This is a genomic window from Dyella sp. (assembly GCF_035277725.1).
Classification (GTDB): domain Bacteria; phylum Pseudomonadota; class Gammaproteobacteria; order Xanthomonadales; family Rhodanobacteraceae; genus Dyella_B.
The window spans coordinates 23733-48845 of the sequence record NZ_DATEJY010000124.1; the positions used below are offsets into that span (position 1 = coordinate 23733).

Annotated in this window: 30 protein-coding genes and 1 tRNA gene; 23 read left to right on the forward strand and 8 right to left on the reverse strand. The window is 59.7% G+C overall.

Annotated features, from left to right (window positions below; translation table 11 throughout):
• The first annotated feature begins 32 nt into the window (after window positions 1-32).
• The 5 genes from VJR68_RS11405 to VJR68_RS11425 are packed head-to-tail and all read left to right on the forward strand — an operon-like array spanning window position 33 to window position 4713.
• Complete coding sequence (locus VJR68_RS11405) at window positions 33-356, forward strand: phage tail assembly protein (protein ID WP_324147794.1); 324 nt, start codon at window positions 33-35, stop codon at window positions 354-356.
• A gap of 8 nt (window positions 357-364) precedes the next feature.
• A complete protein-coding gene (locus VJR68_RS11410) occupies window positions 365-478 on the forward strand; it encodes a GpE family phage tail protein (protein ID WP_324147795.1) in 114 nt (37 codons plus the stop codon).
• Window positions 479-481: 3 nt separating this feature from the next.
• Window positions 482-3235 (forward strand): hypothetical protein, encoded by a 2754-nt coding sequence (locus VJR68_RS11415; protein WP_324147796.1) that lies wholly within the window; start codon window positions 482-484, stop codon window positions 3233-3235.
• A gap of 3 nt (window positions 3236-3238) precedes the next feature.
• A complete protein-coding gene (locus VJR68_RS11420; protein ID WP_324147797.1) occupies window positions 3239-3697 on the forward strand; it encodes a phage tail protein in 459 nt (152 codons plus the stop codon).
• Window positions 3694-4713 carry a phage late control D family protein gene (locus tag VJR68_RS11425; RefSeq protein ID WP_324147798.1) on the forward strand — a complete coding sequence of 340 codons (1020 nt, stop codon included), beginning with the start codon at window positions 3694-3696 and terminating at the stop codon, window positions 4711-4713. Before VJR68_RS11420 ends, VJR68_RS11425 begins: the two co-directional genes overlap by 4 nt.
• A gap of 19 nt (window positions 4714-4732) precedes the next feature.
• Here VJR68_RS11425 and VJR68_RS11430 read toward each other — a convergent pair whose 3' ends face one another.
• Window positions 4733-5197 (reverse strand): hypothetical protein, encoded by a 465-nt coding sequence (locus tag VJR68_RS11430; RefSeq protein ID WP_324147799.1) that lies wholly within the window; start codon window positions 5195-5197, stop codon window positions 4733-4735.
• A gap of 130 nt (window positions 5198-5327) precedes the next feature.
• Entirely contained in the window at window positions 5328-5729 is a 402-nt protein-coding gene (locus VJR68_RS11435; RefSeq protein ID WP_324147800.1) for a helix-turn-helix domain-containing protein, read from the reverse strand.
• A gap of 104 nt (window positions 5730-5833) precedes the next feature.
• Here VJR68_RS11435 and VJR68_RS11440 point away from each other — a divergent pair, with 104 nt between their 5' ends.
• The 7 genes from VJR68_RS11440 to VJR68_RS11470 all read left to right on the forward strand — a co-directional run bounded on the left by VJR68_RS11440 (window position 5834) and on the right by VJR68_RS11470 (window position 10349).
• Window positions 5834-6079 carry a hypothetical protein gene (locus VJR68_RS11440; protein WP_324147801.1) on the forward strand — a complete coding sequence of 82 codons (246 nt, stop codon included), beginning with the start codon at window positions 5834-5836 and terminating at the stop codon, window positions 6077-6079.
• Window positions 6076-6363 carry an ogr/Delta-like zinc finger family protein gene (locus VJR68_RS11445; RefSeq protein ID WP_324147802.1) on the forward strand — a complete coding sequence of 96 codons (288 nt, stop codon included), beginning with the start codon at window positions 6076-6078 and terminating at the stop codon, window positions 6361-6363. The genes VJR68_RS11440 and VJR68_RS11445 overlap by 4 nt, the downstream gene beginning before the upstream one ends.
• Window positions 6364-6393: 30 nt before the next feature.
• Window positions 6394-6735, forward strand: a complete 342-nt coding sequence (locus tag VJR68_RS11450) for a hypothetical protein (protein WP_324147803.1) — start codon at window positions 6394-6396, stop codon at window positions 6733-6735.
• A gap of 12 nt (window positions 6736-6747) precedes the next feature.
• Complete coding sequence (locus tag VJR68_RS11455) at window positions 6748-6993, forward strand: hypothetical protein (protein WP_324147804.1); 246 nt, start codon at window positions 6748-6750, stop codon at window positions 6991-6993.
• Window positions 6990-7211, forward strand: a complete 222-nt coding sequence (locus VJR68_RS11460) for an AlpA family transcriptional regulator (RefSeq protein ID WP_324147805.1) — start codon at window positions 6990-6992, stop codon at window positions 7209-7211. Before VJR68_RS11455 ends, VJR68_RS11460 begins: the two co-directional genes overlap by 4 nt.
• Window positions 7208-9895 (forward strand): toprim domain-containing protein, encoded by a 2688-nt coding sequence (locus tag VJR68_RS11465; RefSeq protein WP_324147806.1) that lies wholly within the window; start codon window positions 7208-7210, stop codon window positions 9893-9895. Before VJR68_RS11460 ends, VJR68_RS11465 begins: the two co-directional genes overlap by 4 nt.
• 217 nt (window positions 9896-10112) lie before the next feature.
• Window positions 10113-10349: a hypothetical protein gene (locus VJR68_RS11470; RefSeq protein WP_324147807.1), complete on the forward strand. Its 237-nt coding sequence runs from the start codon at window positions 10113-10115 to the stop codon at window positions 10347-10349.
• A gap of 33 nt (window positions 10350-10382) precedes the next feature.
• On the opposite strand, the gene VJR68_RS11475 is transcribed toward VJR68_RS11470, so the two are convergent.
• The 3 genes from VJR68_RS11475 to VJR68_RS11485 all read right to left on the reverse strand — a co-directional run bounded on the left by VJR68_RS11475 (window position 10383) and on the right by VJR68_RS11485 (window position 12434).
• Window positions 10383-11624: a tyrosine-type recombinase/integrase gene (locus VJR68_RS11475; RefSeq protein WP_324147808.1), complete on the reverse strand. Its 1242-nt coding sequence runs from the start codon at window positions 11622-11624 to the stop codon at window positions 10383-10385.
• Window positions 11625-11845: 221 nt separating this feature from the next.
• Window positions 11846-11956: transfer RNA gene (locus VJR68_RS11480), tRNA-Asn, on the reverse strand.
• Window positions 11957-12074: 118 nt separating this feature from the next.
• On the reverse strand, window positions 12075-12434 hold the full coding sequence (locus VJR68_RS11485) for a hypothetical protein (RefSeq protein ID WP_324147809.1): 360 nt from the start codon (window positions 12432-12434) through the stop codon (window positions 12075-12077).
• Between the two features lie 239 nt (window positions 12435-12673).
• Here VJR68_RS11485 and VJR68_RS11490 point away from each other — a divergent pair, with 239 nt between their 5' ends.
• On the forward strand, window positions 12674-13162 hold the full coding sequence (locus VJR68_RS11490) for a hypothetical protein (RefSeq protein WP_324147810.1): 489 nt from the start codon (window positions 12674-12676) through the stop codon (window positions 13160-13162).
• A gap of 508 nt (window positions 13163-13670) precedes the next feature.
• Here the strand turns inward: VJR68_RS11490 and VJR68_RS11495 are convergent.
• Complete coding sequence (locus tag VJR68_RS11495) at window positions 13671-14030, reverse strand: hypothetical protein (RefSeq protein WP_324147811.1); 360 nt, start codon at window positions 14028-14030, stop codon at window positions 13671-13673.
• 190 nt (window positions 14031-14220) lie between these two features.
• On the opposite strand from VJR68_RS11495, the gene VJR68_RS11500 reads away from it, so the two are divergent.
• The 4 genes from VJR68_RS11500 to VJR68_RS11515 all read left to right on the forward strand — a co-directional run bounded on the left by VJR68_RS11500 (window position 14221) and on the right by VJR68_RS11515 (window position 17681).
• The gene (locus VJR68_RS11500) at window positions 14221-14577 is read left to right on the forward strand and encodes a hypothetical protein (RefSeq protein ID WP_324147812.1); all 357 of its coding nucleotides are present in this window, start codon (window positions 14221-14223) and stop codon (window positions 14575-14577) included.
• Between the two features lie 288 nt (window positions 14578-14865).
• Complete coding sequence (locus tag VJR68_RS11505) at window positions 14866-15753, forward strand: KilA-N domain-containing protein (RefSeq protein ID WP_324147813.1); 888 nt, start codon at window positions 14866-14868, stop codon at window positions 15751-15753.
• A gap of 565 nt (window positions 15754-16318) precedes the next feature.
• The gene (locus tag VJR68_RS11510; RefSeq protein ID WP_324147814.1) at window positions 16319-17062 is read left to right on the forward strand and encodes a hypothetical protein; all 744 of its coding nucleotides are present in this window, start codon (window positions 16319-16321) and stop codon (window positions 17060-17062) included.
• The gene (locus VJR68_RS11515) at window positions 17052-17681 is read left to right on the forward strand and encodes a hypothetical protein (RefSeq protein ID WP_324147815.1); all 630 of its coding nucleotides are present in this window, start codon (window positions 17052-17054) and stop codon (window positions 17679-17681) included. Before VJR68_RS11510 ends, VJR68_RS11515 begins: the two co-directional genes overlap by 11 nt.
• 763 nt (window positions 17682-18444) lie before the next feature.
• Here the strand turns inward: VJR68_RS11515 and VJR68_RS11520 are convergent.
• Together VJR68_RS11520 and VJR68_RS11525 are read right to left on the reverse strand one after the other, a co-directional pair.
• Complete coding sequence (locus tag VJR68_RS11520; RefSeq protein ID WP_324147816.1) at window positions 18445-19452, reverse strand: phage portal protein; 1008 nt, start codon at window positions 19450-19452, stop codon at window positions 18445-18447.
• The gene (locus VJR68_RS11525) at window positions 19452-21218 is read right to left on the reverse strand and encodes a terminase large subunit domain-containing protein (protein ID WP_324147817.1); all 1767 of its coding nucleotides are present in this window, start codon (window positions 21216-21218) and stop codon (window positions 19452-19454) included. The genes VJR68_RS11520 and VJR68_RS11525 overlap by 1 nt, the downstream gene beginning before the upstream one ends.
• Before the next feature lie 146 nt (window positions 21219-21364).
• Between VJR68_RS11525 and VJR68_RS11530 the strand changes: the two genes are divergently transcribed.
• From VJR68_RS11530 to VJR68_RS11555, 6 genes are all read left to right on the forward strand, one after another.
• Entirely contained in the window at window positions 21365-22174 is an 810-nt protein-coding gene (locus tag VJR68_RS11530) for a GPO family capsid scaffolding protein (protein ID WP_324147818.1), read from the forward strand.
• 46 nt (window positions 22175-22220) lie between these two features.
• The gene (locus VJR68_RS11535) at window positions 22221-23252 is read left to right on the forward strand and encodes a phage major capsid protein, P2 family (protein ID WP_324147819.1); all 1032 of its coding nucleotides are present in this window, start codon (window positions 22221-22223) and stop codon (window positions 23250-23252) included.
• A gap of 2 nt (window positions 23253-23254) precedes the next feature.
• On the forward strand, window positions 23255-23965 hold the full coding sequence (gene gpM / locus VJR68_RS11540) for a phage terminase small subunit (protein WP_324147820.1): 711 nt from the start codon (window positions 23255-23257) through the stop codon (window positions 23963-23965).
• Between the two features lie 96 nt (window positions 23966-24061).
• Window positions 24062-24538: a head completion/stabilization protein gene (locus tag VJR68_RS11545; protein ID WP_324147821.1), complete on the forward strand. Its 477-nt coding sequence runs from the start codon at window positions 24062-24064 to the stop codon at window positions 24536-24538.
• Window positions 24539-24754 carry a tail protein X gene (locus VJR68_RS11550; protein ID WP_324147822.1) on the forward strand — a complete coding sequence of 72 codons (216 nt, stop codon included), beginning with the start codon at window positions 24539-24541 and terminating at the stop codon, window positions 24752-24754.
• A 2-nt stretch (window positions 24755-24756) separates the two neighbouring features.
• On the forward strand, window positions 24757-25110 hold the full coding sequence (locus tag VJR68_RS11555; RefSeq protein WP_324147823.1) for a putative holin: 354 nt from the start codon (window positions 24757-24759) through the stop codon (window positions 25108-25110).
• The last annotated feature ends 3 nt before the right edge of the window (window positions 25111-25113 follow it).

Below are 25113 nucleotides of genomic sequence, written 5' to 3' on the forward strand. Positions count from 1 at the left end.
GCCGTCCCTTTCTTCTTTGTTTTGGAGCCACCATGACGCAACCCCACGATATCCCGACCTCTGCATCAACCGGCATGGTCACCGTCACGCTGGATGCCCCCATCGTGCGCGGCAACCAGACCATCGCCTCCGTGGATCTGCGTCGTCCCAAGTCCGGCGAGCTGCGCGGCGTCAACCTGTCCGACCTGGCGCAGTTGGACGTGTCCGCGCTGATCAAGGTGCTCCCGCGTGTGTCCCTGCCCACCTTGACCGGCAGTGACGTGGAAAACCTCGACCCCAGCGACCTCATGAAGCTCGGCGCGGAGATCGTCGGTTTTTTGCTGCCGTCGCAGAAAGCGGCGTTCCTGTCTGCGTAGAGGACGTGATGGCGGACATCGCGGTCGTGTTCCACTGGTCTCCCGTCGCGATGGCCGATTTCGAATTGGACGAACTGATGGCCTGGCGCGAACGCGCCCGGCTGCGTAGCGGTACGGAGTGATGTGTGGATCTCAAGCTATCGGTCCTGTTGCAGACCCTGGATAAGGCGACCGCGCCGCTCAAGAAGGTGCAGGCGGCCAGCAAGGCCGCTGCCGAGCAACTCAAGAAAACGCGCGACACGCTGCACCAATTGGATGAGGTGCAGAAAAAAGCGGGCGACTTCCGCAAGCTGAAACAAGGCACGCGCGATACCGCAGTGCGCATGAAGGATCTGCAGGCGCGCATCAATGCGGTGGCGCGCGAGATGCGCGAGACCGACAAGCCCACCGCCGCGCTGTCCCGCCAGTTCAAGCGGCTGACGGCGGAGGCGCGTGATCTCAAGACGCAGAAGGTCGAGCAGATTCGCACGCTGCAGCAGCTACGCGAAGGGCTCGCCGCGGCCGGTGTCGATACACGGCACCTCGGTGCGGCCGAAGCACGGCTGCGCACGCAATCAGCCGCCGCCACGCGCGTGATGGAACAGCAGACGGCCGCATTACGGGCGCAAGGCGTCCAGGCGCAACAACTCGTCGCGCTGCGCGAGCGCCTGGCGCGCGGCCAAGCGATGGGTGCGAACCTGTCGATCGCCGGCTATGCCGCCATGCAGACGGGCCGACACCTGGTGGACCAGGTGCAACCCGCGATCCACGAGGCGAAGATCTATCAAACGAACCTCGCGCAACTGCGCGCACAGGGCGTCAGTGACGCGGACGTCGCGCAAGCGGAACGCTTCGTGCGGAGCGACACCACCCGCGGCAGCGCCGTCAACGACAAGCTGGAGATCCTCAAGGACGCGAATTCGATCTTCCGCGACATGCACGAGGCCGTGCAGGTTGCACCGTCGCTGCTGAAAGCCAAGTACACCTTTGAATCGCTGATGGCCGAGCATGGCGATGGCAGTGGCCATGGCCAGGAGACGGTCAACCAGCTGATCGATGCGATCCGTACCGGTGAGCTGCGCAATGCCACCAAGACGCCGGAAGAGTTCCAGCATCTGCTGGACATGATGAGCCGCGCGTATGTCGGCTCGGGTGGCCTGGTGAAGCCCTCCGACTATCTGGAAACCATGAAGGTCGGTGGCGTCGCCGCCAAGCTGATGGACGAGAAGGCGCTGTTCTTCGGCGCCATGCACACCATCCAGGAAATGGGCGGCATGCGCGCCGGTACCGGCTTTGCGTCGGCGTATCAGAACTGGGCGGCGGGACGCAGCACGCAGCAAACCGCCGAAGCGCTCGCGCAGCTCGGCCTGATCAACAAGGACGCCGTCAAATACGGCAAGAACGGCCACATCACCAAGATGTTGCCGGGGGCGCTCAAGAACCAGGCGCTCTACGAGAGCAACCCCTATCAGTACATGATGACCGAGGTCATCCCGCGGCTTAACCCGACGGGCAAGCTCACCGATGACCAGGTGGTAAGCAAGCTCAATGCGCTCTTCAGTGCGCGCAAAGGCGGCGATCTCTTCGCCGGCATGTTCATGCAGCGCGCGAACATCGAGAAGCAGCTGGCTGCCGCGGGCAAGTTTGCCAGCCTCGACGACGCATATCGCATGACCGGTGACACCGCCGCCGGTCAGGAAGCGGACCTCGACGCGGAGAAACGCAATCTGTACCTCACGCTCGGCAAAGAGGTGCTGCCGCTGTACGTGGCCGGTTTGCGCAAGCTGGTCGTCGTGTTGAAGATACTGGCGGAGGGCGGGCAGAAACATCCGGTCATCGCCAAAGGCTTGGCGCTCATCGCGGGTGGTTTTGGCGTGCTGATGATGAGTGCTGGCGGCTTGATGGTGGTGCTGGGCGGATTGATCGGCCAGTTCGCGCTGCTGCGCTTTACGATGGGGCGCGTCCGGTTGGGATGGGCGGCACGCGGTGCGGCCGCCGCGGGCGGAGAAACCGCCGGTGCGGGCATGCTGGCACGTCTGGGTGGACTCGCACGCAATGTCTTTCCGGCGATGGCAACTGGCGCGCGTGCAGCCATGCTGGCGATCACCGGAGTGAGCTGGCCGGTGCTAGCACTGATCGCGGCCGTCGCAGCGCTGGGCATCGTCGTTTGGAAATACTGGCAGCCGATCAAGGCGTTCTTCGGCGGCATCGGTATGGGCCTGCGTGATGAACTGCTGCCGGCGTTGTTCGCGCTCGGTACGGCGCTCGCTCCGCTGAAACCCGCATGGGATGCCATCGCCGATGCATTGGGTGCGGTATGGCGTTGGCTCGTCGGGTTGTTTGAACCGCTCCAGGCGACGTCCGACCAATTGGCGGGCGCCACCGCACGCGGTGTTACTTTCGGCCGCGTGCTCGGCGCCGCACTGGCTGGTGTGGTCACGGCGATCACCTGGGCCGTACAGGCGTTCACGTGGCTCGGCACAACCATTGGTGAATGCATCGGCTGGATCACCGTGAATTGGAGCGGGATCACCGAGGTCCTCAAACAGCCCTTCGCCACCGCCTTCCGCTGGATCAGCGACAAGATCGAGGGGTTGCTCGACAAGTGGCGCGCCCTGAAAGCCGCGCTCGGACAAGACAAAGCCAGCGCCAGCAGCGACGCACGCACGTGGGACTGGAATGACGGCCAAGTGCCGCCACCGCGATTTGCGCTTGATAGCAGCCCCCCGCTCAAGGCGGCCAACGCGGGGAGCACCATCACCAACAGCTACGCGGTCACCGTGCATGCCGCGCCGGGCGCGGATGCGCACGCGACGGCACGCGCCGTCTCCGCCGAGCTGGATCGGCGCGAGCGCGCCAAGGCGGCGGCGCATCGCTCGCGCTTGAGTGATTCGGAGTAATACATGCTGATGGCACTGGGCCAATTTGTGTTTCAACTGCCGGATCTCGCGTATCACGAGCTGCGCCGCTCGACCGCGTGGCGACATCCCGGCAACAGCCGCGTGGGTGCGCGCGAGGCACGGCAATATGTCGGGCCGGGCGAAGATACGATCACCTTGAGCGGCGTGTTGGTACCGGAGATCGCCGGCAAACGGTTGAGCCTCACCACGCTGCGCACCATGGCCGACACCGGTGATGCCTACGCATTGGTGGATGGCACCGGCAATGTGTTGGGCGCCTGGGTCATCGATCACCTGCAGGAAGGGGCCACGTATTTCACGCCGGACGGCGTACCGCGGCGGACGGAATTTACGATCTCGCTGGCCCGCACGGATGACGGGCGCGTGCAGAGTGCGCCACCGGGTCACGACAACCTTACCGGTACCGTCAATAACGGCAGTGCGATGCAGGGTTATGCATGAGCAGCAGCAACCCGAAGCCGCGGTGGAAGGTCACGCTCGACGGTCGCGATCTGACGTCAACGCTTGCGCCACGTCTGATCTCGCTCACCATCAGTGCTTGCCGGCAGTACAGCGCCGACCAGCTCGATATCGCACTCAGCGATCATGATGGGCAACTCGCGCTGCCGCCGAAGACCGCCACACTGCAGGTGTGGCTGGGTTGGGATGACACCGGGCTCACCGACATGGGCACGTTTGCGATCGACGAGCTGGAACATACCGGTGCGCCCGATCAGCTCATCCTGCGCGGGCGCAGTGCGCACCTGCGTGGCAATCTGCGTGAGCAGCGCGAGCAGAGTTATATCGATACGACACTCGGCGCGATCATCAACCAGCTAGCAGGGCGCAATGGGCTCACCTCGCGCTGTCATCCGAGTCTTGCCGATGCAGTGGTTGATCATATCGAGCAGACCAACGAAAGCGATATCAACTTTCTGACACGGCTAGGCAAGCACTACGATGCAGTGGCCACCATCAAAGCGGGGGTGCTGATCTTCTGCCCGATCGGCGAAGGTACCACCGCGACCGGCAAGCCGCTGCCCAGCGTGACGTTGGTGCGTGCCGATGGTGACCAGCATCGCTATCACGCGGCGGATCGTGATGCGTACGGGGGCATTCGTGCGCTATACGACGATGTGAACACCGGCAAGACCGAAGCGGTCCTGGTCGGTACTGACGACAGCCAAGGTGTGAAAACGTTGCGTACCATCTACGCGAGCAAGAGCAATGCACTACGCGCCGCGCGTAGTGAATATTGTCGACTGCTGCGCGGTATTGTGACGTTCAACTACACGCTTGCGCGCGGGCGCCCGGATATCTCTCCCGAGATGCACGCGCACGTGCGCGGGTTCAAGCCTGATATCAATGCGACCGATTGGATTGTCGTGCGTGCAGAGCACTCGCTGGATGGGCAAGGCTTCGTAACGCGGCTAGAGCTAGAACATCGCACTGACGACGTGCTTCCGGAGCAGCATTAACTCTAATCGCAACCCATCGCTAGATGGCTGTTTTTATGACGTCCAAAAGGTCATCTTGCACCTTTTCTTTGGTCAGCTCTTCCAGGGTGATATCGCCTGCCTTCGATGCCTGCGTCCCTCCCCCATAAATACGCACGTTCTTGGTCAATTCCACTTTGTCGTGATTCCAAACGACTCGATAGAATGGATTGCTATACCCGCGCCCTCTTTCATCCAAAACCATCTCGAATTCGATCGCAGGGTAGCTGCTGTTGAACAGTACGTAGTTGGAACAGTCGATCTCGAACTGGATATTTTTCCCGACAAGCCATCGCCCCACTTCCTCCATGGCAGGTCGAACCACGTCGTCTCGGAGTTCGAGAAAACGCTTCTCTGCGGCGTTGGCCTTTCGAATGTTTTCTTCTACGCGGCTACTGTATTTCTGTCGCTCGGCGTCCCTTTCTGCCAGAAGTGCATCCAGCCGGCTGCTGATATCTCCGCTCATTTGATCCCTCGCACGTGTCATCCGCTCGACGGCCGCGTCACACGCGACCCTGCATGGCTATTGGAGTAGTCGGCGGGCGCGGTGCTTACTTAAGCCTGGCGGGGAAGTGAGTGCGAAAAAATGTGACGGATTACGTTTTATGGCGCGATGCTACCCAATCGGCATATTCGGGTACCGCACGAGCAAGCTGCATTTCCAGCCACGCCTTTTCGTCTTCGTTATGCGTACCCATCCAGTGCGACAGGAATCCCCCGATGCGATGCATCCGAGGATCACTGCTGCCGCTTTCGGTGATCGTGGCGGAGGTCGCTTCCCCATGCATCGCTCCGGTCCCCAGCAGTAGCCAATCCAGGCTGACGCCCTTGCGCTTTGCAAGAATCATGCATTCCTCGTAGGGCACCTTGTTCCGCGTCCGCCAGCCGCTGACCGTGCTGGTGCCGTAGCCAAAATACTGCCCTAACGCGATATCCGTTCGTACCCCGACCACTTCCTGCATCCGGTCGATGATCGGTGCTGCTTCAAATTCGGCCACGTGCCTCTCCCTCGTTTTGCGTAATTCCTGCATATCTCATATTGCAATAACGCAATTTGCGTGTATTCTTCGGATTGTGTGACACATCGAGGCCATCGTACCCCATGCCGAGCATGCGTAAATCCCCCGTCCGCTATTCCCCGCGAGGGGTCACCAAAAAGGTCATTGCCCTGCGCCTGCTCGCCCCCGAGCACGCCCGGCATGATGCGTTGGTTCGCCAAAACGATTGCTCCAGCGCCGCCTTTGCCCGCCAGATGTACCTGCGCGGCCTGGCAAGCTATGAAGCCTCCGCCGCCGTGCCGCCCGGTGCGCGCTGCATGAATAAGGCCGTCGGAGTGAATCGCGCATGAGCCGCCACCCGACCGGTTCAGCTTCCGCACGGCGCGAGAGTCGCTTCAGGGTGAAGTGCCCGCACTGCCTGAGCTTCGCCCGCGCGCGCAGCAGCGACCTCCTGACGCCCACGTACCGCGAGGTGCGCTTCGAGTGCCAGAACGATGCCTGCGGGCATATCTGGGTAGCCGGGCTGGAAGCCCTGCGCACCTTGTGCCCGAGCGACATCCCCAATCCCGCCATTGCCATTCCGCTCGCCACCGGGCAAGCGCACCGCAGCGAGCCGGCCACCCCGGCCGGCTGATTCGTTCCCACAACCCGGAGAGACTTCACCATGTCGCAGACGACCCTGCACGAGGTGGCCATCGGCTACCTGCTCGCCCACCAGGCCGAACATCTCACCCACGACCGCCACCACCTGATCGGACGCTGCGCGCAGCATTTGCAGGAACACGGCGCCACCACGGAACGCGCCCATATCGTCGCGTTGCAAGCACTGGGCGAGGTGGATACGCGAGCCACCAAGGCCCACGTGGAGCTGACGCACTGCACGAGCTTTGCCGTCTTCGTCGTCGATCCCGTGACGCGCGCGCGCATCGCCTTTACCGCCGCCGATCTCATCCGTCTCGCGCGTGAGCATGCAGCGCGCCACGAGGCGATGGCGACCACGCACTGACGGGACACGCGCATGCACAGTCAACTTGTTCCTGCTCTGGCCAGCCACACCACCGTTGCGCTCACCGATGGCCAGCTCGATGTCACCACCAGCGCCTTCGCGGGTACACGGCATCCTGTCGCGTTGCACGCTGGTCCCGCCGGCATCTACCTGTCCCTCGACCAAGCCATCGAGGTGGGAAGCGCGCTGATCGCGGCGGCTCACCACTATCGCGCCGTTATGGCGCAACGGGATGCGGCGCCGGAGGCCGCGCCGTGAATGCCGTCGAACATGACGCGGTGCCGGCATTGGCACCGCGTGACTGCATTCTTCGCCTGCCTGTGGTGTGCGCACGCACAGGGCTGTCCGCGGCCACGGTGTACCGGCGCATCGCCGCCGGTCACTTTCCCCGCGCCGTCAGCCTGGGCGGCAAGGCGGTGGGATGGCGCGAGAGCGCCATCAACGCCTGGATCGCGGCGCGTGGCGGCGACACATGAACACATCCCTGCATCAGGACATCACGCAACGCCTGCTCAGGGATTACGCGTTCAAGGACAAGGAAGGCAAGTGGCTGCAGGAAGGGCGCTGTCCCCACTGCGACAAGAAAGAGCTCTACACGAATGCGCACAGCCCGTGGGTGGTGCGCTGTGGCCGCGAGAACAAGTGCGGGTGGGAAGGTCACGTCAAAGATCTCTATGCCGATCTCTTTGAAAGCTGGTCAGAGCGCTTCGTGGTCTCCGAGACCAACCCGCACGCGGCGGCGGACGCCTACCTCACCCACGCGCGTGGTTTTGATATCGCGCGCTTGCGCGGTTGCTACACGCAGGAGAGCTATGTCGATCGCGAGCTGGATGCCAGCACGGCTACGGTGCGGTTTCCGTTGCCCGGCGGCGGATACTGGGAACGGTTGATCGATCAACCACAGCGATTCGGCAAGAAGAAGGCCCGCTTCAACTTCGGCAGCCAGCATGCCGGCCACTGGTGGGCACCGCCAGGCTTGGATTTGTCGACGGTCGACGAGGTCTGGATCGTCGAGGGCGTCTTTGATGCCATCGCGCTGTGGTTGCACGGCATCCCGGCGGTGGCGGCGCTCAGCTGCAACAACTACCCGCATCATGCGTTGGAGAAACTCACCACGCTGCGCGCGGGACACCGGCCGACGTTGGTGTGGGCGCTGGATACCGATGGCACCGATAACGACGGTGCTGGGCAGCGCTACATTCGCAAGTGGGTAAAGCAGGCACGCCAGCAAGGCTGGGATTGCAAGGCCGCGCAGATCCGACAGAACGGCCGCGACAAAATCGACTGGAACGACCTGCATCAGCGCGACCGGCTCAGCCCTGCGCACCTCAAAGACTACCTGCACGAAGGCGCGCTGCTGATCGCGCGCACGCCAAGCGAAAAAGCCCTGTTGATCTACAGCCGGGCGAACAAGGCGGAGTTTCCCTTCGAGTATGGCAACCGCCTGTGGTGGTTCAAGCTGGACCTCGCCAAAGTCGCCAAGGCGCGCGAAGCGCTCGAAGATAAAGACCATGGCCTGAGCGACGACGAGCTCAAAGACGCCGCACTGCAGGAATGCAACGCCGTCACGCCGATCAGCACCTGTTACCCGCGCGCGCTGTACTTCCAGCGCAACGATGTCACGGATGAGAGCTGGTATTACTTCCGCGTCAGCCTGCCCGACGACCGGCCGGCGGTGAAGAACACCTTTATCGGTGCGCAGGTCACGGCGGCGAGCGAGTTTGGTAAACGGCTGGCCAGCATCTGTCCCGGCGGGCTGTTCACCGGTAATACGCAGCAGTTGCTGCGCCTGATGGAAGACCAGCTCGGCACCATCAAGACCGTGGAAACCATCGACTTCATCGGCTACAGCAAAGAACACGCGACCTATGTGCTGGGCGATGTCGCGGTCAAGGACGGCGTGCTGTATGAATTAAACAGCGAGGATTACTTCGAGATCGGCAAGCTCAACATCAAGAGCCTGCTGCACTCGATGAAGCTGGACATCAACACGAACCGCGCCGATTACACCGACGCCTGGTTCGGCCATCTGTGGACGGCCTTTGGTGTGAAGGGCCTGGTTACGCTCGCGTTTTGGTTGGGCAGCCTGTTTGCCGAGCAGATCCGCGCACGCGACAAAAGCTTTCCTTTTCTCGAAGTCATCGGCGAGGCCGGCGCCGGCAAAACCACGCTGCTGGAGTTTCTGTGGAAGCTGCTGGGTCGTGACCATGAAGGTATTGACCCCACCAAGAGCACCCTGGCAGGCCGCACGCGCACCTTCGGCCAGGTCGGCAATCTGCCGATCGTGATGATCGAAGCCGATCGCTCCAACGGTTCGGACAAACTGCACGCCAAGCAATTTGATTGGGACGAGTTGAAGCCGCTCTACAACGGACGCATTGGCCGTGCCCGCGGCCTCAAGAGCGCCGGTAATGAAACCTACGAGCCACCGTTTCGTGGCACGGTCGTCATCAGCCAGAACGCCGTGGTCGATGCCAGCGAGGCGATCCTGCAGCGCATCGTGCATCTGACGTTCGACAAGAGCGGTCACACGCCCGAAGGCAGCGTGGCCGGCAAGGCGTTGGAAAACTGGCCGGCGGACCAGGTGAGCGGCTTTGTCCTGGCGGCGGTCCGGCGTGAAAAGAAGATCCTCGCCACCATGGCGGAGTTCGCGCCGGGCTACGAAGCCATGCTTAAAGCCCATCCGAATTTGAAGAGCATGCGTATCTGCAAGAACCACGCGCAGATCATGGCGCTGGTGGATGCGCTCGAGCACGTCGTACCGATCACGGTCGAGCAGAAGCGCGCGGCGTTCGACCTGCTCACGCAGATGGCGGTGGATCGACAGAAGGCGATCAACGCGGATCATCCCGTCGTGCAGGAATTTTGGGAGTTGTTCGATCACCTCAACGACACGGACCAGGGCGAGAAGCTCAATCACAGTCGCGATGATGATTTGATTGCCGTGAGCCTGCCGGAGTTTCAGAGCCGCGCTACACAATTTGGGTTAAAGGCTCCCTCATACGGTGAACTTAAGCGCTTATTGCCGGAAAGCCGGGCGCGAAAATTTATCGCTTATCGCACGGTGAATAGCGCCATCCGTATCGTGGAAGGTCGCGGCGTGTCGGTGAAGTGCTGGGTGTTTCGTCGCGATCGTGCACCATCGACGATGCACGATTGATCGATATCGTGCACGATCGAGCATGAGTCATGATGCATGGTCGACGCGCGACAATGTTTCACGCAGTGATCGTTGTGATGTCGACAATCATTGTCGTGTCCGTGTGGGCGATAAGCGTGCTGACTGATATTCTGGTGCGCAATATTTTGCGAGAACAAACTCGACGCCGGCACGCGCCGTCGAGTGACCCCAGAATTAGTCAAAACAGGGAGACACTATGATCTTGATGGCCCACCATCTCACGGAGTTGATCACGCCCGCCGCGGAGCTGATTCGTCACGTGGAAGCGTTGCGTCAGCGCCTCGATGCACTGGATGCGGCGTCGACGGGTATCGCCGAAGGCATGCGCCGGAACGTGCTGCATGCCGATGCTGCCTATCAGCTTCTGGATGTGATCAGCACGGACCTCAAGGTGCGCGCTGATCAGTTGCTACGGTTGCTTGCCTCAGAATAAAACACTTGGCGGGTAACGGTATACGTTGCCCGCCTACGCAACCTTCCGCAATGCGGTAGGCCGCTCCACATCCTTTACGCGCAATTTGTCCAGGTAGTCTGCCCAGGCTTGCATCATGGCGCGCCGCTCTTCCAGATACTGAGCCTTGTTGTATGTGGCACGGATGAAGTTTTTATCTTTATGTGCAAGCTGGCGCTCGATAGCATCTTCACTCCACCCTGCTTCATTAAGTGCGGTGCTCGCCATGTGCCTGAAGCCATGTGCCACGATTTCACCTTTGAAACCCATGCGATGCAACGCGGCATTGAGCGTGTTTTCTGATAAAGGACGAGTTGCCGTACGCTCACCAGGGAAAACATAACGGCCCGCTCCCGTCAAAGGTTTCAACCCGATAAGAATCTGCACTGCTTGACGACTCAATGGGACAACGTGCGGCTTTGCCACTTTCTTTTGTGCCTTGCGCAGCTTGAGGCGGCTTCCAGGTACCAACCATTCCCCTTTTTCCAGGTCAAACTCGCTCCATTCTGCAAAGCGAAGTTCTCCGGGCCGGGTGAACACGAGGGGTGACAGCTTCAACGCGGCGCGCGTGATATAGGTGCCTGAATATCCTTCAATGGCCCGCAAAAGTTCGCCAATGCGTTCCGGCTCTGTAATGGTAGGGAAATTGTTCTGGTCGATGGGCTTTAATGCTCCCTGCAAATCCGCAGCAGGATCACGCTCGGCAACACCCTTGACTATCGCGTAACGGAAGACGTGACTTAGCCAACGCCGCAGTCGATGTCCTGTTTCTTTGGCTCCTCGCTGCTGAATTTCCTGCAAACGGACAAGAAGATCACGCGGTTCTATGCTCCCAATGGGACGATCACCGAGCCACGGAAAAATGTCGTTCTCCATGGAATGGATGATGCGCTCAGCATAGGTTTCGGACCATTCGTCCCTATGCAGCCGATACCATTCGGTCACTACCGCCTTCACGCTGTTCTCGGTTTGAACTTTCAGCGCCCGCTTAGCCATTTTGCGATGGCTGCTTGGATCAACGCCTGACGCTAAAACCTTCCGTGCTTCATCACAGGCTTCACGGGCTTGCGCCAAACTCACCTCCGGGAAAACACCGTGCCCAATCATCATGGCCTTTCCAAGGTATCGGTACTTCTGGCGCCAATACTTCGCCCCATTGGGCATGACCTGTAGATAGAGTCCCCTACCTGCAGCGAGCCGATATGGCTTTTCTCTTGGTTGCGCGTTGCGTGCAGCTAGGGCGGTCAGTTCTGCCATCGTTTCTCTCTCCGTGCTTTGCGACGGAGGGAGTGTGCCCTGGGGTACATAGCTGTCGCAATATCTTGCGGCATCTATGTACCCCTAAAAATACCCTCATCCGCGTTGCGCTTTGCTGAGAGACCATGAGAAGAACTGCAACGACAGATGCAAAAAAGCCCGCATAAAAGCGGGCTTTTTCAGAATGCTGAGGTTCAGTGAGGGAACCTGAGAAGAAACTATGGCGCCCGAAGTTGGACTCGAACCAACGACCCCCTGATTAACAGTCAGATAAATTTAATCGAAAAATCAAATAGTTAGATGGCTCCAATTTATACAAATTGGGTTCGCGCGCTTCCTTTTATCAATAGGTTACGCGGGAATTTTATGCACCGATTCCAGCAGCTATCAGAGAGCCACTTCCAGTACGCCGGGGTTTTCCAAGGCACCACAACAATGCAGTTCGTCATATCAATGGCTGACCGCAGATTTCACATGGACCCATTCCTGGTATCTGGTGACGATGATGATGCAAAACTCGCCACCAAAGACCAGCGTGAAAGAGATGAAAACCAACCAGAGTGCTTGCGCCAACCGTCCTTCGGGCCAGTGCTTAGCACAGAAGTGGAAAAGGGTGCCCCCAATATAGAAAACTGCAATTAAGGTTCCCAAAACCGACACGAGTTTCGGTCCGACGCGGCCAAACTGCCAATGGTCATATCCCACTGCATAGGACAAACTGAGCACCGTCAACCCGAAGCCGTAATTTCTGACCAGGTCCAACCCGTCCTTGAGCATATCGAGGCGAGCATTGCGGGATTTCACGTTCACGAGCGTATCCATTCGGGCAGATAACTTCTTATCGGCGACGCAAGCCACTTCTGGAGCGATGACTTGGTTTATTCCGCGTCGACTATGCGGCGCAGCCGTTCTGTCGAGTATGCGACACCGGGCACGAGTGGAAGATTCTTTTCGCGCCCGGCAAGGGCCGAGGAATCCCGCCCCTATTACGCCCCTAAAGCGTGAGCGATATGCTATTTAGGCCAAAGTGACCACATGCAGGAACACCCATGGACTACGCCTCCATAAGCACAGCATTCACCGCACTTTCCCATGCTAAGCAACTTGGCGAAGCGATGATCGGCCTTCGCGACTTCAATAAGGTCGCTTCGATCATATCGGAGATGAACGGTCAGCTCTTAAAAGCACAGGACAACCTGTTCACACACAATGCCCAATTTGCGGAGCTGCAAGGCAAATACTTCGAAGCTTGTGAAGAAATTCGCAAGCTCAACGAAGCACTGGCCGAGCGCGGTCGCTATGCATTATTTCAGCTTTCGCCAGGTGTTTTCGTATATCGAGCGTCTGAAGCATCTGGCGAGCCACAGCATTATTTATGTCAGCCATGCTTTGACAGCGGCAAGAAGGCTGTTCTGCAGAAAAATCGAAAGTACGGAACCATCACCATCGACTGCCCAATGTGTAAGCAGCAATTTAAGACAGGTGAGGTCGTTGAACGCCCAGCCCCACCGAGAAGAAATACGCATTGGATGGCTTGAGTGCAAGCCATGGGGCAGCGACGGAGGCCTGCTAAAGAAACCAACAAAGCATTCCGCAGCCTGCGTGACCAAGTATCTGGGTATACAGCTTGAAGCACGTCGACGGTCTAGTTTTTCTAAGAACCAAATAAGAGGAAAATCCATGCGTACATATGGAGTAATCTGTGACGCCACCGGTTTCGTTGTCTTCGTAGGCCACGCCACAAACCCAGTGGATGCGTGTAACCGAGCAACCAGGGAAGCCGACGCATGGGGAACACTCGGGCCGTTTCAACGCTCTGTGGGTGGGGCACCACGCGGAGATGAGCTCGATTGGCTAGAGCTGTCTGTGTATGACGTCACCGGTTTGTTGGAACCGATGCCCCACGTGGGCATCGATGATGAAGCTGCTTTAGCGGCGATGACAGAGGACACGCATATCGACCAGTTCATCGCACGACAGTATTGATCTTCGATAAGCAGTTAAGGCAACACCGCCGCGTGATACGGCGCTTGATCAAGAACAGCTTCATTTCGGTCTCGGTGGCGAGTCCTCGGGCTTCACCGTTGTCAGGGTGGCACCGAGTATCTGCACACTGCTCTGAATTTCATCGTGCAGACTCGCGTGATGCACCAAGCCGGTAACCTCCCCTTCCTCGTTTCGATTCAGTGTCACTTTTTGACCTTGCCCTTGTGCTTCAAGCATACGAGCCGGCAGTTCAACATGCGCGCGCAGCGTCTTGACTTGGTTGCGCAGTTCCTTGCTGCTGCTTCGCGCAAACCACCAGCTAATTGCATAACCGATCAGCCCACCACCCATCAGGCCGACCACCAAGGCTACGGTAGGGTCACCGAAAATATGATTGAGCCAAGCGTGCATTGGCGACATATCAGTTCTCCCCCCCGGTCGTCCGAATGGGCAAACGAATTGCCCGCCCTCAAGGAACTGGTACCAGCTTAGCCGAGGCAATCACGTGCCACTGTTGATCCACTTCGCTCCACAAACTACCAACGAAAAAACTTGCGTTAGTCATTGTGGGCCACGATGTTATCCGGAGGAACAGAAGGGAATAACCGGAATGACTACAGCAGCAACACTTCTCACGTTGATCGTCCACGCCCAGCAGCACGTCGCGGCCTTGGAAAGCCTGGCTGCCGGCATGGTTGCAGGACTGCGCGCCGGCATGGTCGACGCCGACCACCTGTACACGCTGATGACCACGCAAACGCGCGCCATCCACGCACAACTGGACGAAGTGGTCGCAACGATGGAGAAGGTGGAACTGCAGAGAGCCAGGAACGATAGCGACGGGCCACCTCTATATAGGCCCCAATGTTTGGCATCGTCGGAAAAAGGTAATTTTGGTAACCACACCGGCAAAACATCCCATTTCTTTCGCTCAATCAATGATTTAGGCGAGATCGGAAAAAGGTAATCCAAAGGTAATTTGAGGTAATTCGATTACCTTTCTGGAAGGTAATTTTTCCCTTCCACCATTGCCTTTACATTCAAGCACTTACGGAGAAGGGTAATTTTTATTACCTTGAGATTACCTTTTTCCGTAACCCGATTTTAAAAATTAAAACAAAGGCTTAGATTGCCTTTCGGCAACACGGTCACCAAAATCACCTTTTCCAAAATCGAATCCGGCGATGGTCTCCCTCGGGACCATCCTTGGCGTCATTTCGGCTTACTGGCTCTTTATCCCGTATGGAGGACACCCTTGCAGGAACTCACCATCCTTAAGACCACGATCCGCCGCGATAGCGCCGGTCGCTTCTGCCTCAATGACTTGCATCGTGTCGCAGGTGGCGAAGCGCGCCACAGTCCAAACCGCTATACCCGCACCGAAGGCTTTCAAGCCTTGGTCGCTGAGCAAACGCCAGAAATGGCGTTTGCTCCAGTGGCCTTGGTTCACGGCGGTGCCTCCCCCGGCACCTACGTCACCAAGGAACTGGTCTATGCCTATGCCATGTGGGTCAGTCCGAAATTCCACCTGGCCGTGATCCGCGCGTTTGATGCCCTGGTCACGGGCCAGCCGCCCTCCCCCATCTGCGCGGACGAGCACCCGATCGTCGCCCAGTTCTGGGACACCTACGAGGAACTCATCGAACGCGGGGAGCGCGTGAACTATTCCGACAACCAGGGATTGATCGCGATCCACCTGACGACCCTGATCCTTGCCGCGTGGCGACGTGGTCTTCCCATCGCCGAACGTTCCAAGCTAAGTCGCCTGCTCAAAACCTCGCTGCAATACCCCTTCATCGGTCGCGAGGATATGTTTTCCCGTGGCCGGCGCATCCCGAAGTGCTGGGTCTTCCGCGACGATGGCCGCCGCCAGCATAGGGCGGATGCAACGCCGCTGCGCCTCACCGGCCCCGTCAGCGCCGCACCCGATATCGTCTTCTCTCAAAACCGGCATGAGCTGGCCGATAAGTGCAGCGACATCGCCCTGCGTATCGGCGATACCGCCCATGCGCTGGCAGGCGTGGGAGAGGCGCTGCGGAAAAATGCGATGGAGCCCCATCAGGCCATTACGCTCCTGAGTAGCCTGATGCGCGACCTCGGCTCGCACATCGAAGCTGCCGACCCCGCGTGGCACCAAGCCTAAAACGCGAAGTGCCCCGTCTTCCGATGCGTCAAACCGCGTCACCCGGGCGCCCGTTCCGAGCCCTATCGGGGCTTGCCATGGCCCCGTTTTCGGCCTTGCGTCACCTGCGTCAAAAGCGAGGGGGGAAGCGCGCAGGCGAGGAGGGGGACGACCGCGCGACCGCGATCGATCCCGCCTATCATTGGGGCGGCGCGGTATACACAGGGCTTTCACGGGCCTTTCACGGGACATGTCATTGCATCCAAGTGGCGCGCGGCTAATGTGAAGGCAACGAAATTTCGTTAGTCTTGGACCACAGGGATCAAGGGGGACAGGAGTGAACCAACTAGCCACTATTGCAAGCAGGCGAGCAGGTGCCTGCCTTGTGGTGCGCACCCCAAATGCATGGGCAGACCAACTTTTCACCGTCGACGTACTCAACCTTGGCGGCCTTTGGCATACATGTGCCGCCAAGTTGTATGCGAACTTTTCTCAGACCTTGAGATCAACGGTGAGCACAGCCATTTTCTCCGGACGTGGAACTCCGCGCCCGACCTTCCCCTCTCTATTCTGAAAAACCAGGCACATGGTCCTTGAAAGTTGCTCCCTTACCCTTTTCCTGAACGGAGTTCTGCAGGGCAGGCCTGAAGATATTTGGGGTGCTCTCGGCCTGCCTGGCCCGGAATCTGTTAACGCTCGACCAGTCGACAAGTCGGCCGTTGTTCTTGCTTCCGACGAAAGCTACGCGTACATGCTTTCAGTAGGGCCTGGCCGCCTAGACTTGTCGCTGCGCGGAACCGCGAAAGATGTTCATCAAGAGAAGCAAGGAAACCTGTTCGGCTTAATTGATTTCGAAAAAGCTTTCGCACGCGTCCGGGAAATATTGGACGCACTAGCAAAACTTGAATTCAATGTGGAGATCAATCGAGTAGCTGTTCAGGCGAACGCAGTGTGGAATGAAGATTCATTGAAATCTGCGAATGCAATCGTCTTGCAACGGTTTCCGTACCTTACTTCTCAAGCGGCAGACCTTACTGACCTAGCTGTGCAGGGCAATGAACACGCCACTAGTGAAACGGTTGGAGAAACTCAATTCAACTTGCTCCAGCAGTGGGCGGTGGTTCAACAGCAAGCGATGGTCGTACTTTTTGGCTCTTTGCCTCTTCCAAAAACAGCATCTGCACCGATGTGGCTGGTACGTGGAACGATGGATTTTAATACCTCGCCCGCCGTAGACGTAAAATGGCCGCTTGCAACTGCATACAAATTGCAGAGCGAGCTTTTTGAACGAGTAACAACCAAGTATCGGGAGTGGGCTCGTGAAAAGTAAACTTTCCGTACTTCAAATTTCGTCTACTTCAGCCTCGACTGAAACTAACGAAGCTCGAACGTTTGTCGTGGCGGTTACGAGCAAGACGGCGCTAGATGACGTGCATATTCATACCCACGAGTGGGAATTGGTGTCGCGCGAGCTCTACTCACTCTGCAATTACGGGGAGAACTGCGACGCTTTCGCTGTAGCAGCAGCAAATGTCGTTCTCAATGAATTGAAAACCGCTGATATACCAGCGCCAATGTTGTCGTGGGACGAAGATGGCGACGTGACTTTCTCGTGGTACAAAGACGACCTTATTGCAGCGCTAATCGTTTCTGGAAAAGACGTTCAATCAATGGTCACCGCCGGCAGCAAACTTGAGTATGTTGGAAAGAAAACGCCACTCACGGACAAAGCTCTAAACGCAATATGGCCATTTCTCCCGAATCTAAATCCGCAAAACTGGCACTTCTTGATCGGCGAGCCGGCAACCCGCTCCCTAACGAAGAAGATGTTAGACGACAAATTTTCTGGAAACGCATGTATTACGTCGGACAAGTGCGCACCGGCCAACTTCAAAACTACCCCGTGGGAGCATTCGTTTTTCAATCAAGAACCAACGAACACGGAGTAACGAAACGCGAAGAGTCCGTCGCGTGGGCCGCGTTGCAAGAACCCAACAGGACCCACCAAAACGGGCACCAACTTGCTGAGCGAAAAAATCAACAAACCCGGCAAAGGAAGCCAAGTATTCCTGAAGCCGATTTGGACAACTACCACGGCTTCTGCGTTGCAAGCGTCCAAGAGATACGACAGTCAGAGCCAGGCCTGTTCAATGTTTTCTACGATCCTACGCCTGAAGACGATTCGCACTGCGCTCTATTCTTAACAAACGACTTCCTCGAAATGCTTAGAGAGAGATACCGGGATGTGAAAGGTCACTGGGAAGACCTCAACAGAGCGGTAGCGCTGAAACACGCCCAAAATGTTCTCGCTAACGTATTCAGAAAGCAATTTGTACCTGACGGGCACGACGAGCCAACGGGCCCCGCTCTGATCGAGGCAACTTAAGCCGACGTCGACAGCAACCTTCGAAAGCTCAGAATGGGGAACCAAGCATGCCATGAATGACACGCCCATCGTGTTCACGCCATCAAACGAACCTTATCTCGGCCTCCGGTAGCTACTGGCATTCGACAAGCTCATCTCGGCAGCACTCAACCTCGATCAGCATGTTGCTCCGGTTACACACACCGACCCCATGAATGACCTTCAGCGCGCGCTCTGCCAGCTCATCCCTTCCGCACTCAGCATTTCGCTATCAATATGATAACTGTGTTTCTCACCAGAGACGGTGCGCAAGAAACGAAACGATGCGCTATCGAGCATCATCTACATTACGCAACGAAAGACTTGAATCTAAACGCATCGACGCCGATGAGCGCGTTGAGCCCGGTCAGCTTGGTTTGAATCGGGGCAATCTCGTTTTCAACAAACACCTGCTTTGCCTTCTCGACATCACCGAAGCCGCCCGCATTGGTTGGAATCATCCCCAGCAACTGCGGTGGCACGCGATGCGCAGCCAAGATGTCATCGCGACTGGTGTTCTTAATCGAGGCAAAGTCGTCCTTCGCCGCGACCTCGCTGATCGGAATGAGCTGCAGCCCGTCTTTCTTGCCGTTGGGCGCGTACATGAACAGGTTCCGAAAATTCCCCGGTCCCTTCGAGTTTTTCAACGCATCGCGGAGCGCATCGATGTCGGCCGTTTGCTGGGCCGCATCGGTCATGTAGAGAATGAAACCCGCATGCGAGCCGTTGTCGTAATACTTGCGCCGGAACAGCGTCGCCGACTTATTGAGCTGCGCCGCATGCAAGGCGCTCAAGTATTCCGGCACGCCGTAGATTTCCTGGCTGACGTCCGGCGCCATGAGCTGGCACACCGGATTCTCGAACTGGAACGCCTCGCCCGTGTACGGCACGAACCAACACGGCCCGCCGTTGACACCCACACGTGTGAACAACGCCGGTGACCGCTTGAGCCGCAGCAGCCGCTTGGACATGGCCGGGATCTGTTCCAGGTACGCATGCGCAAAGACCAGGTAGTCGGTGGCGAATGCCTCGAAGTCGGCCACGGACAGGTACGGTGTGGGGATAAAGGACGACACCAGCAAATTGCGCTTGATGAAGATCGCCGAGGAATGATGCGGCGCTGTGCGCAACATGTTGGCCAACCCCAACGCGCTGATGGGCGGCTCGTACCAGCGCCCGTTGTTCCACACCTGTACGTAGTCCAGCAGCGACGCGCGGTCGATCGGCTCCGGTTCGCCGAAGGTGAAGGCATGCGCCTTAGCGGTTGTGGTCGCGGCAACGTCGGCCTGCGGCCGGGTGGTCTTGCGCTTGCCCATCAGGAAATCTCCATGAAGCTTTGGCTGTTGGCCGCGCGGCCTTCCAGCGGTTCGACGATAAGGGAATGCATCACCGACCAGGCGAGATCCGCGTGGCCGACATCGGCCGAGCGGCTGGCGTCATAGGTGACGTGCCGCCCGCTCGGGGTGAGGGTTTTGCGGATCGCCATGAAGGCCGCGGCGAGATCGGTCCAGCCGGCGTCCCATTCCAGGCGTCCCTTGCCCATGACGTCCTGCGCTTTCATCACCATCAGCGCCTTGGATTCGGGCGAATACTGGATCGCGCGCGCCGTGGGAAAGAACTGCTTCACCAACTGATACACGCCGGTGCCCATGCCGGTAGTGTCAATGGCGATATCGGCGACGTTGTACACATCGCAAAGGCGCTTGATGTTGCCGGCCTGCGCGTCGAAGTCCTGACCTGGCCATTGGTGTTTCTCCACCACGCGGAACATGTCCCGCATGGATGAGGGCAGCGCGTTCACCGTACAACCCGACGGATCGCCGCCGCTCGTGCCCTTGGAAGGGTCGAAGCCGATGGACACCGGTGCATCGCCGAGCGGACGCGGCGCATAGGAACGGAAGTCGTCCCACACCTCCCAGCTGTCGACCATGCAGCGACGCACCAGGGAGAACGGAAACACCGACGCGGAGTCGTCGATGAATTCGCACATCAAGAGCTGCTGGAATTCCTCAGCGCTGTATTCCAGGCGCAACTGGTCGATGTCGAAGAGGTTGCAGCCGCCGGCCATCGCGTCCAGTACGGTCACGATCTGCCGCCACTGGCCGTCTGCGCACGCGAGACCATTCACCAGCGCCACGTGGTTGATGTCGATCTCGACGCGATCCGCCTTCGCCCTGCCCTTGTTGAACAGCGCGCCCGACCAGAAGGGATAGGCGTCATGGCTTAGCGCCGATGGGGTGGAGAAATACGTCTGCCGCCATTTCTTATGGATCGCCATACCGGACGCAACTTTGCGCAGCGTCTGGAAGGCGTACACCCAGAAGTATTCGTCGAAATACAGGTTGCCGTGATAGCTCTGTGCCGTGCGTGCGTTGGTGCCGAGGAAGTACAGCGAGGCATCGTTTGGCAGGGTGATCGGATCGCCTTTCAGCTCGATCTCGGCCGCCTCCTTCGCAAACTGCGTGAGGTATTGGCGAAATACATCGGCCTGCGCACGACTGGCCGACAGGAAAATCTGATTGCGCCCGGTCGTGATCGCATCGACCAGCGCCTCGCGCGCGAAGTACCAGGTCGCGCCGATCTGGCGCGACTTCAGGATATTGCGGATGCGCTGCGCGAGGCCGGCGTCGTACCAGGTCCGCTGGTAGGCGAACAGCGAATCCATGAACGCTTCCACCAGCCGCGTTTCCTGCTCGGGGCTGTAGTCGTTCTTGAGCGGCTTCTTTTTCGGCCTCGCATTGCGATTCGCGACGTTCGGGTTGAGGTGCCCTTCGTGACCGCCCGGCGCCTCATAACGATGCACGCGCGCAATCTGCGCGACCTGGCGCATCAAGAGGTCGATTTCCTTGAAGTCGTGCGCGTCCTTGCGGTCCTTGGCGATCAACTGGCATAGGCGCGCTTCCAGCACCGCATCCACGCGATCGATCGGTTTCGCGTTCGCCCAGCCGTCGCGCTGTTTCCACGATTCCACGGTGGAACGCGCCTGGCCGATCTGCTCGGCGATGGCCGTCACGCTCCAGCCCTGGAAATACAGGCTGCGCGCGAGCGTGCGGGGATCGGTGCCGACGGCGGGAATGAGCATGGCGACAGCGTAGGGACGCGCATGCGGGGGCTGGGCGGCGGGGTGTTCTGCATGGCGGCGTACAGAACCGCGCTTTATTGCCGGTGTGAACGACGGTCCCGATGCTGGCGAGGACTCCACGAATCGATTACGCCGAGGCCCCGTGTATGAAGAAGTCCAAGAAATTCCGCGTTGCCACCGAAGGCGCGACCGTTGACGGCCGCACTATCCAGCGCGAATGGATTACGCAGATGGCCGACAGCTACGACCCGGCCAAATACCGCGCCACGATCAACCTTGAACACATCCGTGGGCTGTTGCCGGATGGTCCGTTCCGCAATTACGGCTTTGTCGATGCGCTGTCGCAGGAACAGAACGCCGAGGGCAAGCTGGAACTGTTCGCGGTGATCACGCCGACCGATGACCTGGTCAACCTCACGCAAAAGGGCCAGAAGGTCTTCACCTCGATCGAGGTCAACCCGAAATTTGCCGACAGCGGCAAGGCGTACCTGGTGGGCCTGGCCGTCACCGATAACCCGGCCAGCCTCGGCACCGAAATGCTGCAATTTGCGGCCTCCAACCCGACCGCCAATCCCCTCGCCGCGCGCAAGCTACACCCGGACAACCATTTCTCGGCAGCGGTGGAAACGCTGATCGAATTCACCGACGACAGCGAAGCGCCGAGCATTCTGGAGCGCGTGCGCAAGCTCTTCACCCGCAAGGATACCAACGACAACCGCCGCTTTGGCGATATCGAATCGGCGCTGGAAGAAATCGCCGAGCACGGCGAAGCACAAAGCGCACAGACCGCGCGCCAGTTCGAGCAGGTGGACACCACGCTTAATGCCAGTGCCCAGCGCATCACGGACGTGACCGCGCGCGTGGACGCGTTGGAGCGGCTGTTCCACACCACGCCGGCCACGACCGCCACTCGCCCCCTGGCGACCGGCACCGACGACGCGCTCACCGACTTCTGATCCCTCCTGTGCGCCTCGCCTTCCACGCCTTCACACAAGGACACCCATGAAGAACGAAACCCGCGTCAAGTTCCATGCCCTCTCTACCCAGGTCGCGAAGCTCAACGGCGTGACCAGCGCGTCCGAGAAATTCGACGTGCAGCCGTCCGTGCAGCAGACGATGGAAAATCGCATCCAGGAGTCGAGCGATTACCTGAAGCTGATCAACGTTCACCCGGTCACCGAGAAGACCGGCGAAAAGCTGCATCTTGGCGTGGCCGGTCCCGTGGCCAGCCGCACCAAGACGAGCGCGAATAAAAAGCGTCAGCCGCGCTATATGGGCGACATGGATGCGCAGCCCTACACCTGCTACCAGACCAACTTTGACACGTCCTTCCCCTACGCCACACTCGATGCGTGGGCGAAGTTTCCGGATTTCCAGACGCGCCTCTCCGCCATGCTGGTCACTCAGCAAGCACTGGACCGTTTGATGATCGGCTGGAACGGCACGAGCGTCGCCGACGATACCGATATCGCCAAGAACCCCTTGTTGCAGGACGTCAACAAGGGCTGGCTGCAAATCCTGCGTGAGCAAGCACCGGCCCAGGTGATGACGGAAGCCAAGGCCGACAGCAAGCAGGTGCGCGTGGGTCCGGGTGGCGACTACGAAAACCTCGATGCATTGGTCTACGACGCGATCCTGCTGTTGGCGCCCTGGTTCCAGGAAGACACGGGCCTGCGCGTGCACGTCGGCCGCAAGCTGATGCACGACAAGTATTTTCCGAAGATCAACCAGCAGCAGCGCGCGACCGATGAACTGGCCACGCAAATTCTCGTCAGCCAGAAAACCATGGGCGGCCTGCAGGGTTTGGGCTTGCCCTACTTCCCCGGCAACTCGCTGCTGATCACGCGCCCGGACAATCTCTCGATCTACTACCAGGCCGGTGCACGCCGTCGGCTGCTGCGCGACGAGCCCGACTACGACCAGGTGGCCGATTACCAGTCGAGCAATGACGCCTACGTGGTCGAACGCCTGCAAGGCGCGGTACTGGTGGAAAACATCGTGCTGGGCGACTGGTCGGTGAAGACGGGCGGCTGATCATGGGCTTGTCTCCCGCTCAAGCGCACCTGATGCGTGTGGAAGCGAAACGGGCGACCGCGCAAGCGGCGCCCGGCGCGGCGGTGGATGCGTCCACCTCCCGCGCGCACAACCTCATGCGCGCCAAGCTCGACGCCGACCGGCGCCGGTTGCACCAGGTGCAATCGGTCGAACGCAAGATCGCCATCAAGCGCGAGATCCTGCCCGATTACGACGATTACGTGGCCGGCGTGCTCGCCAGCGGCCAGGGTGTGCAGGATGACGTGATCGGCTACGTGCTGACCTGGCGCATCGATATCGGCGATTACAGCGGTGCGCTCGATGTCGCGCGCTACGTGCTCGACCACAACCTGTCGCTGCCGGATCGCTTCGAGCGCACGCCGGCCACGCTGGTGGCCGAAGAGCCGGCGGTGCAGGCGCTCAAGGCATACGACGCGGGCAAGCCGTTCGACATCGACGTGCTGGAAACGATCCTGGCTCTGACCGCCATGCGTGACATGCCCGATCAGGTACGCGCCAAGCTTCACTTTGCCATCGGCCGTCACCAGGCCGAGCAAACGCCGCAACGCGCGCTGGACCATCTGCGCCGCGCGGTGGAATTGAACGACAAGGTGGGCGCGAAAAAAGACATCGAGCAGTTGGAACGGCGACTGCGCAATTCGGACTCCGGCCCGTCCGCCGGCAACCCTTCGCCGCGTTCGCGCGGCCCCTGAGCCTCCCCCCCGGCGCCCCGGCGGCACGGGTGGCGAACGATGCGCATGACGCATGCCGTGCCCCCCGTCCACCGCCGGATTTTTTAAAGGACTTCCATGGGCAGCGTGATTGCGAACGGCGGCACCCTCGCCATCCCCAACAACAACGAAGGCGTCATCACCAACGACGGCTTCTGGCCAGACGTGGACCTCGCCATGCTGCGCGCCTCCACACGCCTCACCGGCAACGTCACGGCCGAGCGACTGCGCGCGAGTGCGATCGAAGCCATCCTGGACGTCAACACGCAGCTGGCGACCTACAAAGCCGCGCGCATCGGCGAAGGCTGGGACAACGCCGCCGACGTCGGCGAAACCATCGCGGGCGCGAGCGCGTTGGTGCACCGGTATCTGCGCGCCGTCGCCAGCACCGTGCAAGCCGATATCGCCGAGAAATACCGCGACTGGGACAACACGCGTGCGGGTGACTATCGCGGCCAAGGCGAAAGCGATTCGGCCGACGATTTCCGGCGCAATGCGCGCTGGGCGGTCGCCGACATTCTCGGCCGGCCGCGCAATGTGGTGGAGCTGCTTTGAATGGCGCAGACGGTCTACGCACGCCAGGGCGATACCGTCGATGCGATCTGTTGGCGCACGTTCGGCGTGACGGCCGGCGTGGTTGAAACGGTCTACGAATTGAACCGCGGCCTCGCAGCACTCGGCCCGGTCCTCCCGATGGGCACGCCTGTGCTGATTCCCGACGCGCAAGACGTCGGCACGCGTGTGCTCGCCACTCTCCAGCTATGGGATTGATGATGTCCGAGCCTGCCCTCGCCACCCTCGCGACCTCCGCCGCACTGGGCACCGCGACCGCCACCACCGCGCTGCTGCCTGGCATCGACGGCAACGCCCTGGTCGGCGCGGTCGCGGGCGCGGCGCTGTTCGTGACCAGCTCGCGCGACCTGCCCCTGATGCGGCGCGTGATCTATCTCGTCATCAGCACCGTGGTGGGTTACCTCGCCGCGCCCGAGGTTCTCGCGCACGTGCCGCTGCACAGCACGGCTATCGCGGCCTTCCTGGCCGGCGCGCTCGTCGTCACGTTGACCATGCAACTGATCGAACGCGCCAAGACGTTCGACCTCGCCACCCTGTTCCGCAAAGGAGATTGAACC

What these genes read in the sequence shown, in the direction of transcription:
- VJR68_RS11405 (WP_324147794.1), top strand. Translation starts at nt 33, where the DNA reads ATGACGCAACCCCACGATATCCCGACCTCTGCATCAACCGGCATGGTC.
- VJR68_RS11410 (WP_324147795.1), top strand. Translation starts at nt 365, where the DNA reads ATGGCGGACATCGCGGTCGTGTTCCACTGGTCTCCCGTCGCGATGGCC.
- VJR68_RS11420 (WP_324147797.1), top strand. Translation starts at nt 3,239, where the DNA reads ATGCTGATGGCACTGGGCCAATTTGTGTTTCAACTGCCGGATCTCGCG.
- VJR68_RS11425 (WP_324147798.1), top strand. Translation starts at nt 3,694, where the DNA reads ATGAGCAGCAGCAACCCGAAGCCGCGGTGGAAGGTCACGCTCGACGGT.
- VJR68_RS11430 (WP_324147799.1), bottom strand. Translation starts at nt 5,197, where the DNA reads ATGAGCGGAGATATCAGCAGCCGGCTGGATGCACTTCTGGCAGAAAGG.
- VJR68_RS11440 (WP_324147801.1), top strand. Translation starts at nt 5,834, where the DNA reads ATGCCGAGCATGCGTAAATCCCCCGTCCGCTATTCCCCGCGAGGGGTC.
- VJR68_RS11445 (WP_324147802.1), top strand. Translation starts at nt 6,076, where the DNA reads ATGAGCCGCCACCCGACCGGTTCAGCTTCCGCACGGCGCGAGAGTCGC.
- VJR68_RS11450 (WP_324147803.1), top strand. Translation starts at nt 6,394, where the DNA reads ATGTCGCAGACGACCCTGCACGAGGTGGCCATCGGCTACCTGCTCGCC.
- VJR68_RS11455 (WP_324147804.1), top strand. Translation starts at nt 6,748, where the DNA reads ATGCACAGTCAACTTGTTCCTGCTCTGGCCAGCCACACCACCGTTGCG.
- VJR68_RS11465 (WP_324147806.1), top strand. Translation starts at nt 7,208, where the DNA reads ATGAACACATCCCTGCATCAGGACATCACGCAACGCCTGCTCAGGGAT.
- VJR68_RS11470 (WP_324147807.1), top strand. Translation starts at nt 10,113, where the DNA reads ATGATCTTGATGGCCCACCATCTCACGGAGTTGATCACGCCCGCCGCG.
- VJR68_RS11475 (WP_324147808.1), bottom strand. Translation starts at nt 11,624, where the DNA reads ATGGCAGAACTGACCGCCCTAGCTGCACGCAACGCGCAACCAAGAGAA.
- VJR68_RS11490 (WP_324147810.1), top strand. Translation starts at nt 12,674, where the DNA reads ATGGACTACGCCTCCATAAGCACAGCATTCACCGCACTTTCCCATGCT.
- VJR68_RS11495 (WP_324147811.1), bottom strand. Translation starts at nt 14,030, where the DNA reads ATGTCGCCAATGCACGCTTGGCTCAATCATATTTTCGGTGACCCTACC.
- VJR68_RS11500 (WP_324147812.1), top strand. Translation starts at nt 14,221, where the DNA reads ATGACTACAGCAGCAACACTTCTCACGTTGATCGTCCACGCCCAGCAG.
- VJR68_RS11510 (WP_324147814.1), top strand. Translation starts at nt 16,319, where the DNA reads ATGGTCCTTGAAAGTTGCTCCCTTACCCTTTTCCTGAACGGAGTTCTG.
- VJR68_RS11520 (WP_324147816.1), bottom strand. Translation starts at nt 19,452, where the DNA reads ATGGGCAAGCGCAAGACCACCCGGCCGCAGGCCGACGTTGCCGCGACC.
- VJR68_RS11525 (WP_324147817.1), bottom strand. Translation starts at nt 21,218, where the DNA reads ATGCTCATTCCCGCCGTCGGCACCGATCCCCGCACGCTCGCGCGCAGC.
- VJR68_RS11530 (WP_324147818.1), top strand. Translation starts at nt 21,365, where the DNA reads ATGAAGAAGTCCAAGAAATTCCGCGTTGCCACCGAAGGCGCGACCGTT.
- VJR68_RS11535 (WP_324147819.1), top strand. Translation starts at nt 22,221, where the DNA reads ATGAAGAACGAAACCCGCGTCAAGTTCCATGCCCTCTCTACCCAGGTC.
- gpM (WP_324147820.1), top strand. Translation starts at nt 23,255, where the DNA reads ATGGGCTTGTCTCCCGCTCAAGCGCACCTGATGCGTGTGGAAGCGAAA.
- VJR68_RS11545 (WP_324147821.1), top strand. Translation starts at nt 24,062, where the DNA reads ATGGGCAGCGTGATTGCGAACGGCGGCACCCTCGCCATCCCCAACAAC.
- VJR68_RS11550 (WP_324147822.1), top strand. Translation starts at nt 24,539, where the DNA reads ATGGCGCAGACGGTCTACGCACGCCAGGGCGATACCGTCGATGCGATC.
- VJR68_RS11555 (WP_324147823.1), top strand. Translation starts at nt 24,757, where the DNA reads ATGTCCGAGCCTGCCCTCGCCACCCTCGCGACCTCCGCCGCACTGGGC.